This window comes from Autumnicola tepida (genome assembly GCF_031846485.1).
GTDB lineage: Bacteria > Bacteroidota > Bacteroidia > Flavobacteriales > Flavobacteriaceae > Autumnicola > Autumnicola tepida.
In genome coordinates this window covers 217,237-232,348 of sequence record NZ_JAVRHQ010000001.1, presented here as the reverse complement: position 1 = coordinate 232,348, position 15,112 = coordinate 217,237, and the positions used below count along the sequence as shown (strand labels likewise).

Here is a 15,112-nt window from a genome sequence, read left to right as displayed (position 1 = left end):
ATGAGCAAAGCTGAAGAATTTTTAAGCAAGGCTGAAGAAGAGGAAATCGTAGAAGCAATACGCACTGCCGAAAAGAATACTTCGGGAGAAATTCGGGTACACCTCGAAAAATCCACCGGCGGCAAAGATATTTTTGAGCGTGCCATGGAGGTGTTTCACATGCTCAAAATGGACAATACCAAGCAGGATAACGGCGTACTTATTTATGTTGCCGTAGAGGACCGTAATTTTGTGATCTATGGCGATAAAGGTATAAACGATGTGGTTGAAAATGATTTTTGGGAAAGCACCAAAGACGCTATTGTGGCTCAGTTTAAACAAGGAAAGTTCAAACAGGGGCTCGTGGATGGTGTTTTAAAAGCAGGAACAGAACTTCAGAAACATTTCCCATGGAATGAAAATGATGTAAACGAACTTTCCGATAAAATCTCCAAAGGATAAATGCCTGTACTTTCTAAAAAGCTTCACCTAACTTTACTTTTCCTTTTCGCATTCACAGGAATTCTTCTTGCACAAAGAGATATTCCGCCAAAACCTTCAGAAGAAACCAGCGTGTATGACGAAGCGGAAATGCTTTCTTCTTCTGAAGAACAAAGGCTGGAGCAAAAACTAATCAATTATGCCGATACCACTTCAACCCAAATTGTAGTAGTCACTATCCAATCCCTCAACGGCGAATATGCCGGGACTTATGCCGCGCACTGGGCACAGGAATGGGGTGTTGGACAGAGTGAAAAAGATAATGGACTCCTTATTCTTGTTGCTGAAGATGACCGCAAAATATGGATGACTACCGGGTACGGCCTGGAAGAATATCTTACCGATGCTAAAACAAATCTTATAATAGAAAATATTATTCTGCCAGAGTTCCGGCAAAATAATTTCTATGCTGGCCTGGACAAGGGAACAACCGCTGTATTTGAAGTTCTTAACGGTACTTTTGAAGGCACTCCACAGGGGAGACAGGCTTCCGGAGGAACTCCGATAAGAACTATAATCTTCTTTATCGTCTTTATTATTATCCTTATTGCGCTGAGTAAGAAACGAGGTGGTGGTAGAAACGGAGGCCGCAGAAGTGGCAGAAGTACCCTTTTTGATGCAGTTATTTTAAGCTCGCTGGGCCGTGGCACCTTTGGTGGTGGCGGTGGTTTTGGTGGCGGCGGTGGCGGCTTTGGAGGAGGCGGTGGCTTCGGTGGCGGCTTTGGCGGTGGCGGCTTTGGTGGCGGGGGTGCCGGTGGAAGCTGGTAGTTTTCTCTGGACAATTTGCCAATGTAGACATACCAAAAGGTGTTAATTTCCTCCTGAATATTCTGTGAAATAAAAAAGAACCAGGAATCAGGACCAGAGAGACCAGATTAATCCCCAAGAATTAAATTTCACATACAGGAGTTATAAAAAGGGTTGTCCTTTAGCGTTTACAATTATATAATATCTGCAAGATCATCTTCTATAACCACGCCCCCTGCCCTGATCCGGACCGGAACTTCCACCAAAATTCTTGATCTTATAGGTAAAGCTAAGCATGGCATAGCGGGTAAGGATAAGGCTGCTCACATCCTGTATGTAATCATCGCCTATTTCCCTTCGGGTATTGATATTCTGGTCCAGCAGGTCGTACACCTTCAGCTTAATTGTGGCATTATCATCTAAAAACTCATAGCCCAGGCTCATATTCCATAAAATTGAGGAGTTGTCAAATCCCGGCGAGACAATTCCGAAGTAATTATAAGAAATATCATTCCCGAAAACCACATTTTCAGGCCAGTAGGTGGTGACCTCCAACCCGGCGCGATGGTTGGTAAATTGCTCGTTCCGGTTAGAGCTAATGTCGTACTGGGTTTTATTGAAGGTAAGTTCATAATTTGGCTCAACATTCAGCAGCTCTTCAATTTCATAACTCAAACGCAGCCTTGGGCTAATATTATAGCGTTCGGAATGGAATTTTTCACCATTAATAAAACCTACGCTTTTGTTGTAACTGGCACTAAAGCCCACATTGTACCTAAAAGTACTTGCTTCAGTTTTATACTGCTTGTTGTAAAAAGCCCCCATATTCGCGTTCATTGCCCCATCTACGTTGGTATAAGTGGTGGTACGCCTCCCGTCTTCAACAATGCTCACCTGCACCACGTTATCTTTATAAAAATCAAAATTCATCCAGCTGAAGATACCGCTGCGCGTGGCAAAATCGAAATTGCGGTAATTAAGGTTTATACTCTGGCGGTAAGTTGGTTCAAGCTCCGGGTTACCCACCACAATGTTCAGCGGGTTAGTCCTGTCTACCACAGGCTGAAGCTGCCTGATGGAAGGAATGTCCACATTGGTGTTATACCGTACCGAAAGGCTTTTGGACCGCTCTATCTCGTAGCGCACCCCTGCCTCCAGAAAAAGGTTGTTGTATATATTGTCAAAAGAAGTTTCCTCTAAATAATTGCTATTTTCGAGGCTGGTATGCAAAAGGCCTACTTCGGTATTTACCCGCCAGATATCCCCTTCGTAATTCAACCCAAGGTTTGGGATGTGCCGCCTGCTGGTCACTTCAAAATCACTGCTTAACAGCTCATTGAGCTGGTTATAGCTATCCCCGCCGGCATCATCATTTTCGTACACATACCTTTTGTTGGTAGAATTCTCATAATCAAAATCATAGGAGACATCCAGGAAGAACTGGTCCGCAAGCACGCTGCGTTTGCTAACTTCAAAAGAATAATTATTCTCATTTTCATCTTCATCTATATACTGATCCTGGACTTCGGTAAGGGCTTCATCGCTCTCGTAAAACTCAGAATAAAAAAAGTTGTCGTTTTTCTGGCGGCTGTGGTCGTTCGAAAATTCCAGCTGCAGGTAAGCGCCGCGACTTCCAAACCGCCTTATGAAATCTATATCGTTGCTGAAATCCACATTATTAAGCTCTTCATCTTCTGATGTTTCTGTACTGTTTACAAGGTTTCGCCCTTCATCCAGAGATTCGGCCGTTCTGCTTCGATACGAATGGCCAAAATCGGCATCCAGACGTGGACGTACAGAAAGGCGGGTAAGCGTATCAAATTCAACTTCAAAACGCACGCTGGCATTATGGCTGTCATTGAGCAAATTGCTGCGCTGTTCAGAATTAGTATAATAAAGGGAATCTGGCAGGAAATTCTCCCTTGCCACCACGGTGCGGGTTTCGGTATCTCCCCTTTCGAAGAGATAATCGGTACTTAATTCAATTTCTTTTTCCTCATCCCACTTGTTCACGAAATTGAGGCCGGCAGTCTCAGCCTTGGTTATTCCCCCGCCTCCTCCGCCAAAGATATTTCTCCCGGCGGTTCTTCCCATCATCCCGAATACCTCGTCGTAACTGAAGCCTGAAGTATTGATGTTGTTGGAACTGGCCAGCGCGGTAATCCTTAGATTATCTTTATAATAATTTCCTATCCCGCTTAGTTCGTAGCGTTCATCTGTTCCCCCGCCGGCGGTGGCCCTGGCAAAATACCCCTTGTTTTTATCTTCCTTAATGGTAATATTGACCGTTTTGTTATCGGGGTCTCCGGCTTTGCCCGTAAATTCTTCCGATTTCGTCTTGGTATCGGTAACCTGAATCTTATTAATAATTTCCTTGGGAAGGTTCTTGGTGGCAATTTTAGGATCGTTCCCAAAAAATTCCTCCCCGTTTACCAGGATCCTGGAAACCGGCTTGCCGTTAACGGTAATATTTCCCTCATTATCTACCTCCACGCCGGGCAGCTTCTTCATTAACTCCTCCAGATTGGCATCCTGGCGGGTATTAAAGGAATCAGCATTAAACTCCAGCGTATCTTTTTTAATGGTTATGGGCGCACGGGTGGCGGTAACCATTACTTCCTCCAGTTCGTTATCTTCAATTTCCATGCTGATGGCGGGCAGCGCGATATTTTTATTTTTTAGCTGAAGAGATTTCCGGAGCGGTTTATATCCTGCAAAAGAAATGATGAGATTGGCCTGAGTATTTTCCGGGGCTCTCCCGGTAAGGCGGAAGCTGCCGTTGCCTTCTGAAATTGTATAGGTAACCAGGCTGCTGTCTGCTGCCTTTTCAAGATAAACGGTAGCAGACTCCAAAGGTTGCCCTTCTTCATCTACCACTTTTCCTGTTACTTCAAATTGCTGGGAGAACGCGAGGCCCGAAAGAAAAACTAAGGCGAGACTAAGATAAAATTTCATTAAAATCTAAGGTTGATTGATAGAATGCCCGGAAGTTTTATGCTTCCGGTACTCCTATGACTCCTTAAAACCTTAAAAGTTTAATAAAACCCTATTTTTTTCTGAAATAAATTGTTACCGGCACTCCCTTCAGGTCAAATTCCTTACGAAGTTTGTTTTCTATAAAACGTTTATAAGGATCCCTCACATACTGCGGAAGGTTACAGAAAAACGCAAATTGTGGCTGTGGAGTAGGCAGCTGGGTACAAAACTTTATTTTTACATATTTGCCTTTGTAAGCAGGCGGTGGATTGTTTTCAATAATTGGCAGCATCACGTCGTTTAGCTCCCTTGTTTTTATTTTCTGGCTCCTGTTTTCAAATACTCTTACCGCAGTTTCTATAGCTTTAAAAACACGCTGTTTTGTGAGTACAGAAATAAAAACAATTGGCACATCTGTAAACGGCTCAATTTCTTTTCTTATCCTGGCTTCGTAATCTTTAAGCGTATTGGTCTCCTTTTCCATAAGGTCCCACTTGTTCACCAGGATTACGATGCCTTTGCGGTTGCGGTGCGCCAGCCAGAAAATATTCTGTACCTGGCCGTCAAATCCTCTCTGGGCATCAAGAACAACAAGGCATACATCGCAGTTTTCAATAGCACGAATAGATCGCATTACCGAGTAAAATTCGAGGTCTTCCTTCACTTTGGATTTTCTCCTGATTCCCGCTGTATCCACCAGGTTAAATTCGAAGCCAAACCTGTTGTAACGTGTATCTATAGAATCACGGGTAGTTCCCGCAACATCGGTCACTATGTAACGATCCTCCCCTATAAGGGCGTTTATAAAAGAAGATTTCCCCGCATTTGGCCTTCCCACCACCGCGAACCGGGGCAGTTCTGTTTCTTCCTCTGCTTCTGTTTCCGGCAGGGCTTCAACTAAAGCATCCAGCAGGTCTCCCGTACCACTACCGTTAGTGCTGGCTATGGGATAATATTCACCCAGGCCGAGGTTATAAAATTCCACGGCATTGGCCAGGCGCTTATTATTATCAACTTTATTTACGGCGAGAAATACAGGCTTATCCACCTTCCGGAGAAGGTATGCAACATCCTCATCCATTGGAGTGATCCCTGTTTCCACATCTACCATAAAGATAATGGCATCTGCTTCATCTATAGCCAACTCTACCTGTTTGTCTATTTCATCTTCAAAAACATCCTCACTGCCTTTGGCATAACCACCGGTATCGATAAGGGAAAATTTTCGCCCGTTCCAGTCGGACTTCCCATAATGCCGGTCGCGGGTAACCCCGCTTACCGCGTCTACAATGGCTTCCCGCCGCTGGATTAACCGGTTAAAAAAGGTAGATTTTCCCACGTTAGGCCTTCCTACAACGGCTACAATATTCCCCATATCTTTGATTCTTTTTAAATGGCAAAATTAGTGGTTTTAAAACAAATGCCTTTGTATATTATTTATCTTATTTTCAGGAATATTTCAGGAGGCTGTGCTTACTTCTTTTTCAGCTTCATTTTTATCGCTTTTTACAAAGTTATGCACGGTTAGCCCCTGCACAATAATTGCAAATACCACCACGCAATAAGTCATTACCAAAAACAGGTCCCGGTGCATTTCTTCTGTTAAACCAAGAGCAAGAGCAATTGAAATCCCCCCACGCAGCCCGCCCCAGGTCATAATGCGGATATTTGTTGGAAAGAAAGCAAAGCCTTTTTCAAAAATATTTACCGGGCCAAGCAGGGACAAGTACCTGCATATTAAAACAACGGGGATGGCAATTGCCCCGGCAAGAAAATATTCTCCCTTTACTGTTAACACGAGTATTTCCATTCCAATAAGCACAAAAAGGATGGTATTGAAGAGAATATCGATAAGCTCCCAGAATTTATCCACATAATTTTCAGTGCGATCAGACATTGCCCCTATCCTTACGGTTTCCCGCCCTACGAACAGCCCTGCAGTAGCCAGGGCAAGCGGAGCCGAGAGCTGGAGTTGTTGCGCAATGGCACTCCCCACCATAACAGTGGCCAGAGTAAGAATAACCTCAATATTATAATCGTCTATAGTCTGCATCACTTTATGCGTGAGCCATCCCAGGCTAAGTCCTAATGCCACCCCGCCAACAGCTTCCTGCCCAAAAAGCTTTAATATCTGCCATACTCCCGATCCTTCTCCTCCCATACTCACAGTATTAAAGAGGGTAAGAAAAATAACTATTCCTATCCCATCATTAAACAGGGATTCTCCAACAATTTTTATCTCCAGTTTCTTATCTATACCGGCCTTCCTTAGAATTCCCAAAACCGCTATAGGATCTGTTGGAGAAATTAACGCACCGAACAAAAGACAGTTGAGATAATTTAGATCCAGCCCCAGAAACAGGTTGAGCAGATAATATATCAGGATTCCTACCAGAAAGGTAGAAATAAGTACTCCCACTGTGGCAAATACAATAACCGGCCACCGCTGCATTTTAAGCTTGTTTAAATCTGTATGTAAACCTCCGGCAAAAAGGATAAAACCAAGCATAAAATCCAGCACAATTTTGCGGAAATCTATTTGCTGAATAACATATTCTTCAGCATTTAAAATGGTATCATCAAAATAACTTAAGCCAAAAGTACCAAGGGAGAACACTATGGTAATAAGCATAAGCCCAATGGTATTGGGCAACTTCAGGAAGCGCGTATTAAAATACCCAAAGATGGCAGCCAGAAAAACAATGATTGTACTAATGTAAAAATAGCCCATGACCAATTATCAAAAATGGAACAGACTTAAATATATAAAGAATGAAACCTGAAGCCTATGCACAAAGGAGGGCTTATAAAGAATTTAGGATTTTCAGGCTTTTTAGATTCAGCTTAATCTGAATACCCAAACCTTTTCAATTGATTGCTATCACTGCGCCAGTTCTTGTTTACCTTAACATAAAGCTCCAGGTGCACCTGTTTTCCAAAGAATTTTTCGAGGTCTTTGCGGGCTTCTACCCCCACTCTTTTTAAAGCTGATCCTTTATGGCCAATGATGATGCCCTTTTGGGTTTCCCGCTCTACCATAATTACACTACGCATCCTGATGATTTCTTCCTCTTCAAAAAATTCCTGGGTGTCGATTTCTACGCTATAAGGAATTTCTTTTTTGTAATGCATGAGGATTTTTTCCCTAATAATTTCGTTTACAAAGAAGCGTTCCGGCTTATCGGTAAGGGTGTCTTTGGGATAAAATGCGGGGCCTTCAGGTAAAAGCGCCACAATTCGGCTAAAAACTTCAGAAACATTAAAACCCTGTAAGGCTGAAATCGGGTAAATTTCGGCATTGGGTACTTTCTCCTTCCAGAGCTGCACCTGTTCTTCCAGCTGCTCCTGGTTGGAAGTGTCAATCTTATTCAGCAGTAATAAAACAGGGATATCGGCATGGATAATCTTCCTGAAAAAAGCCTCATCTTTAAGAGCTTTTTCCCCAATTTCCACCATATACACCAGCACATCGGCATCTTCAAAAGCCGATTTCACAAAATCCATCATGGATTGCTGCAGCTGGTAAGCCGGTTTAATAATACCGGGAGTATCGCTTAAAATCACCTGGAAATCCTCGCCATTCACGATACCAAGTATCCTGTGGCGGGTAGTTTGTGCCTTGGAAGTGATAATGGAAAGCTTTTCTCCTACAAAAGCGTTCATTAAGGTGGATTTCCCAACATTGGGGTTCCCGATAATATTTACAAAACCGGCTTTATGTGCCATAACTAGAATTTTTTACAAAGGTATTTTATTTAAGCCCACCCTCCTAACATTTTTATCCTTCAGGGCTTTAGGCGGAAAAACAAGTATAAAAACCAGACCTTCATAAGCTAATTGATTATCAATGCTTTAAAACAAGCAGCGGTTTTTCATGAATGTCTTAAAAATAAGCAGGTAATTAAGCTGAAGCTTTGCCATTAAATAAAATTATCTAATTTTGCCGGCTCTTATGAAAAACGGAAGAGCTTTAATATCGTCTCCTGTTACTCCGCCATAAAAAGCGGCTCTCATGCCCCGACGCTTCAATTTCAGGATTTTATCTGAAAAAATTCCATTCACGCCACCATATAAATTATTGATTATGACAAAGATTTTTAATCTTTTCGATTTTAAACAAAAAGTAGATTATAAAACCGAAATTCTCGCGGGATTAACCGTTGCCCTCGCGCTAATCCCGGAAGCCGTTGCTTTTGCCTTTATCGCAGGACTTTCCCCGCTTACCGGGCTGTACGCGGCTTTTGTAATGGGATTGATAACTTCAATTTTGGGAGGTCGCCCGGGGATGATCTCTGGAGCCACAGGCGCGGTGGCAGTAGTTATCGTAGGCCTATCGGTAACACACGGGCCAGAATATATTTTCGCCACCGTTATCCTGGCGGGAATTATCCAAATTCTGGCAGGGGTGCTTCGGCTTGGTAAACTTATTCGGCTTGTGCCGCATTCTGTAATTTTTGGTTTTGTAAACGGCCTGGCCATTATCATCTTCATGTCACAGCTGGCCCAGTTTAAAACGCTTAATGCTGCCGGAGAAATGGTGTGGATGACGGGCCCGCCGCTTTGGACATTCCTGGGCCTTGTATTAACCGCAATGGTTATTATTTGGGGACTGCCAAAGCTCACCAAAGTATTCCCTTCTTCATTAGCGGCAATTTTAGTAGTTTTTGGAATTGTAGTGGCTTTGGGCATAGATACTAAAAGCGTTGGAGATATGGCATCTATTAGCGGTGGATTTCCTCCCTTTCATATCCCGGAAGTACCATTTTCCTGGGAAACTTTGCAGCTGATCTTTCCATATGCGGCCATTATGGCCGGGGTAGGATTAATTGAAAGCCTGTTAACGCTGAATATCGTAGATGAAATCACCGAAACCCGTGGCCGTGGCAACAAAGAATGTGTGGCCCAGGGAACGGCAAATATGCTTTCCGGCCTTTTCTCCGGAATGGGAGGATGTGCCATGCTTGGGCAAAGCCTTATAAACGTATCTTCCGGGGCGCGGGCAAGATTATCGGGTATTGTGGCCGCGGTAATGCTGCTGGTTTTTATCATGTTTGGCGCAGACCTTATTGAAAAACTGCCCATGGCCGCACTAACCGGCGTAATGATAATGGTGGCCATTGGTACGTTTGAATGGGCCAGCCTTAAAACCTTCAGGAGAATGCCAAAGTCTGATGTTCTGGTAATGGTACTGGTTACTCTGGTAACTATTTTCCTGCACAACCTGGCATTGGCCGTATTGGTTGGTGTAATCATTTCTGCGCTGGTATTTGCATGGGACAATGCCAAGAGAATCCGGGCCAGGAAACGGGTGGATGAAAAAGGGGTGAAACATTATGAAATTTACGGTCCTCTTTTCTTCGGATCTGTGGCCGCCTTCAATGAAAAATTCGATATTCTTAATGATCCTGAAGAGGTAATAATCGATTTTTCTGAAAGCAGGATTGTGGATATGTCTGGTATAGAAGCCGTAAATAAGTTAACCGAAAGATACCTGAAACAGGGCAAAAAACTTCATCTAAGGCATTTGAGCGAAGATTGCCGACAATTACTGCACAATGCCGATGCCATTATTGAAGTGAACGTACTGGAAGACCCGCATTATAAAGTAGCGACAGATAAAGTATAAATTTGAGAACGTACGACTTAAGCTGCCAATAATCAGCAATTGTTATCTCGGGCGGAGGCGGGAGAATCTTTCAGGTTCCCGACTTCGTTCGGATGGCTAATTACTTTTAAGCGAGCTGGAATTTCTACAAATCCTGCTCTTCTTCATCTATAACTTCAAAAGCTTTTATAGCGGCGTTGGGCTCAATTATATTATAGCCGGTCCAAAAATCGGGGTTGTATTTTTTAAAGTTCCCAAATTCAAATTCCTCTGTAACATTCAGGCTGTTGTAAGTGCCTTCATCAATTTCACTATTTTCATATATCACCAGCTGGAATTTGGAAATATCGCTGTTGTTTATCCTTATTTCCATATCTACCTCTTTCAGCTTTTTATTAAAGAGCCACCTGTCTTCTTTTACCATTAATTTAAGTGGGCGGTCCACTCCCACCGTACTTCCATCCTGCACTTCCAGGTATTTCGGGTTATATTTCCCCAGGCTATCCCTGCTGAAGATCATGCTGCCGCGATACACGTCATTTTTTGCGCTTATCCCAAACAGGCTAAATTTCTTCAGCGGCTTTACATTTTCGTAATCCAGCCGATGTATCCCGAAATCTTCGGTATTCACATACATTTTTCCTCTAAAATCGGCTTTTCTTTTTGGCTCAAAAGAGATGATATAAACAATGGAATTGTCAAGCTGCGTGTAACCATCCACAGCAAAATCATACTTGCGGCTTTTCTCAAAAACATCAAGTTTCCCATCTTCTTTCCAGAACATATTTTGCAGCTGACCCTTGATTAACTTTGCCGCGGTTTCCTGCACTTCCTTATGCTTTTTTACCTGCTCCTTTTCCAGTTCTTCCGCTGTTTTTTCTTCGGGATTATTGGCTTTTTCAATGCCTTCATTTATTTCTTCGGCATCCATCTTAAAACCTAAAATCCCGGTCTTGATTTTCAGGAAGGTATCCTCCCCGAGGTTTTCCTGAAGTATTTTTTCAAACCTGTGCGAAAGTTCTTCAAGGGATTCTTCATTTACAGGGTTTTCCAGGTTTGCAGCCTTTATAAGCTGAACCTTCTGCTTCTCCTGATTTCCATAGAAATCGCCAAGATATTCATAATAACTGTGGGCATAATCCGGAATTTTTGCAACCACCTCATCCATCAGGTCCTGGTTGACCTCCGGTACAGTGCTTTCTTCAACTTCCAGATCAAACTGGTTCACGTTGTTAAAATAAGACCTGCGAAAGAAGAAGCGTTTTTTGGTAAGATTGAAATTGTAATTGCTGTCTACCCTGGCGAGCGCCCGTTCCACAATTTCTTCAGCGCTTAAATTTTTATCTGAAATAAAAACATCTGCCAGTTCTATGGATTTCTCCTTCAGATAGATTATTTCTTCAAGCTTATTTATAGGAATATCCACGGTTTCATACCCGATGGATGAAATGGAAATTTTATCAACGCTTATTTTTTCTCCAGGAATACTGAAAAAACCTTCATCATTTGTTACCACTCCCTTGTTTGCTCCGTATTGTACCGTAGCGAAAGGAATAGGTTCTTTAGTCTGAAAATCTTTTAATGTTCCTGAAATGTTCTGTGCAGAAAGGAATTGCAGTGAAGAAATAACAGAAAAGATGAAATAAAAAAGCAGGCGCCTCATGTGATGATTTTATTTTTAGACGCCCGGAAGTATACTTTGTTACAGATGCCATTGAGCAGCATACACAAAAAAATTAAAGAAAGAAAATAATTCACTAGCTTTATAAAAAATAAGGAATGGAAACGATCCGAATCGACATCTTAAATCCGAAAGCTAAAAATTTATTGAAAGATTTAGCTGATTTAAATTTGATAAAAATCAAAACCGAAAAGAAATCTGATTTTTCAAATCTTCTGAAAAAATTTAGATCTAAATCAAAAGAAGAAATAAGTTTTGATGAAATTACAAAAGAAGTAGAGAGCGTGAGAAAATCACGGTATGAAGAGTAAAAGGATAATCCTGGATACAAATTTGTGGATTAGTTTTTTGATTTCCAAAAACTTCAATAAAATTGACCATTTAATCCAAACAGCAGACATCAACTTAATATTCTCAAATGAGTCTTTGGAAGAATTTATAGAAGTCGTGGGAAGGCCGAAATTTAAAAAATTCTTCTCCAAAAAAGATATTGAAAAACTCTTAGATCTTTTTGATCAGTACGCTGAATTGGTAGCGATCAAATCTAAGATAAATATTTGTCGTGATCCAAAAGATAATTTTCTCCTAAACCTGGCAGTCGATGGAAAAGCAGATTATCTAGTTACCGGAGATAGCGATTTACTTGTGCTCGAAAAAATAGGAAAAACGAAAATAGTCACCTATTCAAATTTAATAAAAAGGATAAGTGGAGACTAGTACCCATCTGAAGCGCTTATGCGGAATTTCGGCCATTCAACTAAAAGAAAGCCGTAAAAACCAAGCATTGAAATACTAAAATGGATGAATTATAATCTTGCCACAATTGAAGAATGTAAAAACCATTCATTTCAAACTTCAGGCTTCCACCCATTCGCATATTCCCTGCCCCAAAGCTTCATGGCATCACGGTTATACATACGCCCGGTATTTTCATCAATTTCAAAACCTTTTCCTATACGGTAAGCTATGTTTGCGTAATGGACCATGGCCATGCTTACATTGGCATCATCAATAGGAGCATTAAGCTTCTGCTTTCCACGAACAGCATCAAAAAAATTCATCATGTGGGTAGTAGACATATCTCCACCGCCACCAAGAGCAGTACCGGCTTCATTAGATGCAGAGTTTCTTTCGCGCACCACATTGCCGCTCCTGTCTGTTAAAACATATTTTTCACGATCAATAAAAACAGCGCCGTTACTTCCGTAAATTATAGTGCCGCGCCCTCCGCCGTAGGTATCATATCCATTGCGGCTCTTGCCATCCCATTGAATTACTTTTTCTTCAGGAAAATTAAATGTGGCTTCCATGGTATCGTACATCTCCCATCCATCTTCCAAAAAATGCCTTTTTGCGGCCTCTGTTCTCGCATAGTTAGGGAAACCTACCTGTAGTGCCTACCGGGCAATATCCAGCTCATGTGTTGCATTATTGCCTGTCTCTGCAGTTCCATAATCCCAGCCATACCAGTGCCAGTTATAATTCCAAGTTTCAGAAGTATAGTCCCTTCTTGGCGCAGGCCCCTGCCATAATTCCCAATCCAGACCTGCGGGAACAGGTGCTTTTTGCTGAACCGGCACTTCTCCCCGGCTATTGGTATAAAAGGCCACCGCTTTATAAGGCCGGCCAATAATACCATTATGAATTTCATTAATTATTTCTATGGTATGCGCAGAGGACCGCTGCTGATTCCCCATCTGGACCACACGCTTATATTTATCTGCAGCTTTCACCAGCATTTCGTTTTCCTCCATATTATGGCTGCTGGGCTTTTCCACATATACATGCTTGCCGGCTTTTATGGCCATAATCGAGCCGGGGGTATGCCAATGATCCGGAGTCGCATTAATTAAGATATCAACATCGGGATCATCTATAACTTTTCTAATATCATTTTCAAGTTTGGGAGTATAATCTATTACCTCTTTAAAATTTTGAAGTGCTTTTATACGCTGGCTTTCCATCACATCGCACAAGTAAGCAAGTTCTACATTGCTATCAGTCCTGGCGATAGGATCGTAATATGCACCCAAACGGCGGCCAAGCCCTGCAATACCCACTCTTAATCTTTCATTCGCACCAATTATGCGGCGATAGCTTTGTGCAGACATATTCATTGCAGAACCGGCAACAGTTAATGCTACCCCTCCAAGGCCAGCTTTTTTTATAAAATTTCTTCTCGTTGTCATCTTCGGAATTTACAGCGGTTTGATTTTTATATTTCTGAAAGCAACGCGATTTCCATGATCCTGAAGCAGAATATGCCCTTTTTCAGCTTCCCCGAAGTTTGGCCATTTATCATATTTACTTTCAGATACCAGTTTTCTGTAATTGTCACTTTTCCTTTCATATTCCAGCACCTTTACCCCATTAAGCCAGTGCTCTACATGGTTATCTTTGGAGATAATACGCGCAGTATTCCATTCCCCAACAGGATTTATAGGTTTATCGGGGCTTGCTTCAATAAGATCATAAAGGGAAGCAACAGTTCGGCTGCCTTCATGGTTTCCTAATTTCGCATCAGGATGGCGTTCATCATCAAGGATCTGGTATTCCAGACCAATAGAAGAGCCCGGGCCTTTATTTATATCGGTATCCACATAATATTTGATGCCACTGTTGGCACCTTCGGTTATTTTAAAATCTACCTTTAATTCAAAATCACCGTAAACTTCTTTGGTCACAATATCTCCTCCCGCGGCAGACTCTTCTCCTCCGGAAGCCAATACAATTAGATTCCCATCTTCTATTTTCCAGCCCTGCTCCGGGAATTCATCCAATCTCGCACCTCTCCATCCTGAAGTGGTTTCTCCATCCCAAAGCATCTCCCAGCCATTATTCTTTTCATCCATTGTAAGATTGTTCCTGGTGACTACAGGTTCCAGGGGAGTATCTTTTGAATATTTTGAAAGACTGTCGGTTAAAATCCTGATGTTTTTCCACATCACTTCTTTTCCTTCTTCCTCTTCATCTCCAATGCTGTGCACCTGTAGTGCAATAAAACCTTCGCCGGTTTTATCATCGATAAGATAAGAAGCAGGCACCCCATTTATCCATGTCTTTATAGTATCGCCTATGGCTTCAATACGATAAGAATTCCATTCATTTTGCTTAAAAGCTTGCTGTGCGTCAGGATTATCTTCCAATGTATTCAACCAGCCGCGCCTTGCTTCATCATAAATTCCTGCACTGTATGCTCTGGGGGAAGGATCTATTTCTATTTGATAACCATGCACCCGGCCATTTTGATAATAGGGGAAACTATTGCTTCTAATCTGGATGCCGGAGTTCATTGTGGAATCTACCTTAAAATCCACTTCCATGATAAAATCATCGTACATCTTATCTGTGGTAAGGAAAGTATTTGGAGTATTTCTAACCGTGGAACCCACTATGGCACCGTTCTTCACCTCATAGTTGGCTTCACCTCCTTTTTTGGTCCAACCCTCCAAATTCTCTCCGTTGAAAAGGTTCATCCAGGGGGTATCCTCCTCTTTTTCTTTTCCACAACTAAAAATAAATAATGTGAAAAAGAACAGGCATGAATAAGATAGCAAACCTTTAGCTTTTAAAATCATCTGTTTCGTTTTTGATAAATATGCCTATGTATTATTAACTAAAAA

Annotated in this window: 13 protein-coding genes; 5 read left to right on the top strand and 8 right to left on the bottom strand. The window is 42.0% G+C overall.

Features of this window, described 5'->3' with window-relative positions; all coding sequences use genetic code 11:
- Both RM553_RS01130 and RM553_RS01125 read left to right on the top strand, forming a co-directional pair.
- On the top strand, nt 1-441 hold the full coding sequence (locus RM553_RS01130) for a TPM domain-containing protein (RefSeq protein WP_311533076.1): 441 nt from the start codon (nt 1-3) through the stop codon (nt 439-441).
- Nucleotides 442-1,248: a TPM domain-containing protein gene (locus RM553_RS01125; protein ID WP_311533075.1), complete on the top strand. Its 807-nt coding sequence runs from the start codon at nt 442-444 to the stop codon at nt 1,246-1,248.
- 192 nt (nt 1,249-1,440) lie between these two features.
- On the opposite strand, the gene RM553_RS01120 is transcribed toward RM553_RS01125, so the two are convergent.
- The 4 genes from RM553_RS01120 to era all read right to left on the bottom strand — a co-directional run bounded on the left by RM553_RS01120 (nt 1,441) and on the right by era (nt 7,929).
- Entirely contained in the window at nt 1,441-4,182 is a 2,742-nt protein-coding gene (locus RM553_RS01120; RefSeq protein WP_311533073.1) for an outer membrane beta-barrel protein, read from the bottom strand.
- 91 nt (nt 4,183-4,273) lie between these two features.
- Nucleotides 4,274-5,578: a ribosome biogenesis GTPase Der gene (gene der, locus RM553_RS01115; RefSeq protein ID WP_311533071.1), complete on the bottom strand. Its 1,305-nt coding sequence runs from the start codon at nt 5,576-5,578 to the stop codon at nt 4,274-4,276.
- Nucleotides 5,579-5,662: 84 nt separating this feature from the next.
- On the bottom strand, nt 5,663-6,934 hold the full coding sequence (locus tag RM553_RS01110) for a cation:proton antiporter (RefSeq protein ID WP_311533069.1): 1,272 nt from the start codon (nt 6,932-6,934) through the stop codon (nt 5,663-5,665).
- 113 nt (nt 6,935-7,047) lie between these two features.
- On the bottom strand, nt 7,048-7,929 hold the full coding sequence (gene era, locus RM553_RS01105) for a GTPase Era (RefSeq protein ID WP_311533067.1): 882 nt from the start codon (nt 7,927-7,929) through the stop codon (nt 7,048-7,050).
- Nucleotides 7,930-8,287: 358 nt separating this feature from the next.
- Between era and RM553_RS01100 the strand changes: the two genes are divergently transcribed.
- Nucleotides 8,288-9,829 (top strand): SulP family inorganic anion transporter, encoded by a 1,542-nt coding sequence (locus tag RM553_RS01100; protein ID WP_311533065.1) that lies wholly within the window; start codon nt 8,288-8,290, stop codon nt 9,827-9,829.
- A 124-nt stretch (nt 9,830-9,953) separates the two neighbouring features.
- On the opposite strand, the gene RM553_RS01095 is transcribed toward RM553_RS01100, so the two are convergent.
- Nucleotides 9,954-11,471 carry a carboxypeptidase-like regulatory domain-containing protein gene (locus tag RM553_RS01095; RefSeq protein ID WP_311533063.1) on the bottom strand — a complete coding sequence of 506 codons (1,518 nt, stop codon included), beginning with the start codon at nt 11,469-11,471 and terminating at the stop codon, nt 9,954-9,956.
- Nucleotides 11,472-11,587: 116 nt separating this feature from the next.
- On the opposite strand from RM553_RS01095, the gene RM553_RS01090 reads away from it, so the two are divergent.
- Both RM553_RS01090 and RM553_RS01085 read left to right on the top strand, forming a co-directional pair.
- Nucleotides 11,588-11,800, top strand: coding sequence for a hypothetical protein (locus RM553_RS01090; RefSeq protein ID WP_311533060.1), 213 nt, complete (start codon nt 11,588-11,590; stop codon nt 11,798-11,800).
- Nucleotides 11,790-12,206: a putative toxin-antitoxin system toxin component, PIN family gene (locus tag RM553_RS01085; protein ID WP_311533058.1), complete on the top strand. Its 417-nt coding sequence runs from the start codon at nt 11,790-11,792 to the stop codon at nt 12,204-12,206. Before RM553_RS01090 ends, RM553_RS01085 begins: the two co-directional genes overlap by 11 nt.
- A gap of 131 nt (nt 12,207-12,337) precedes the next feature.
- Here RM553_RS01085 and RM553_RS01080 read toward each other — a convergent pair whose 3' ends face one another.
- From RM553_RS01080 to RM553_RS01070, 3 genes are read right to left on the bottom strand one after another with little or no spacing between them, the layout of a single operon-like run.
- The gene (locus RM553_RS01080; protein ID WP_311533056.1) at nt 12,338-12,829 is read right to left on the bottom strand and encodes a Gfo/Idh/MocA family oxidoreductase; all 492 of its coding nucleotides are present in this window, start codon (nt 12,827-12,829) and stop codon (nt 12,338-12,340) included.
- 57 nt (nt 12,830-12,886) lie between these two features.
- Complete coding sequence (locus tag RM553_RS01075) at nt 12,887-13,678, bottom strand: Gfo/Idh/MocA family protein (protein WP_311533054.1); 792 nt, start codon at nt 13,676-13,678, stop codon at nt 12,887-12,889.
- 9 nt (nt 13,679-13,687) lie between these two features.
- A complete protein-coding gene (locus RM553_RS01070; protein WP_311533052.1) occupies nt 13,688-15,067 on the bottom strand; it encodes a 3-keto-disaccharide hydrolase in 1,380 nt (459 codons plus the stop codon).
- Between the last annotated feature and the right edge of the window lie 45 nt (nt 15,068-15,112).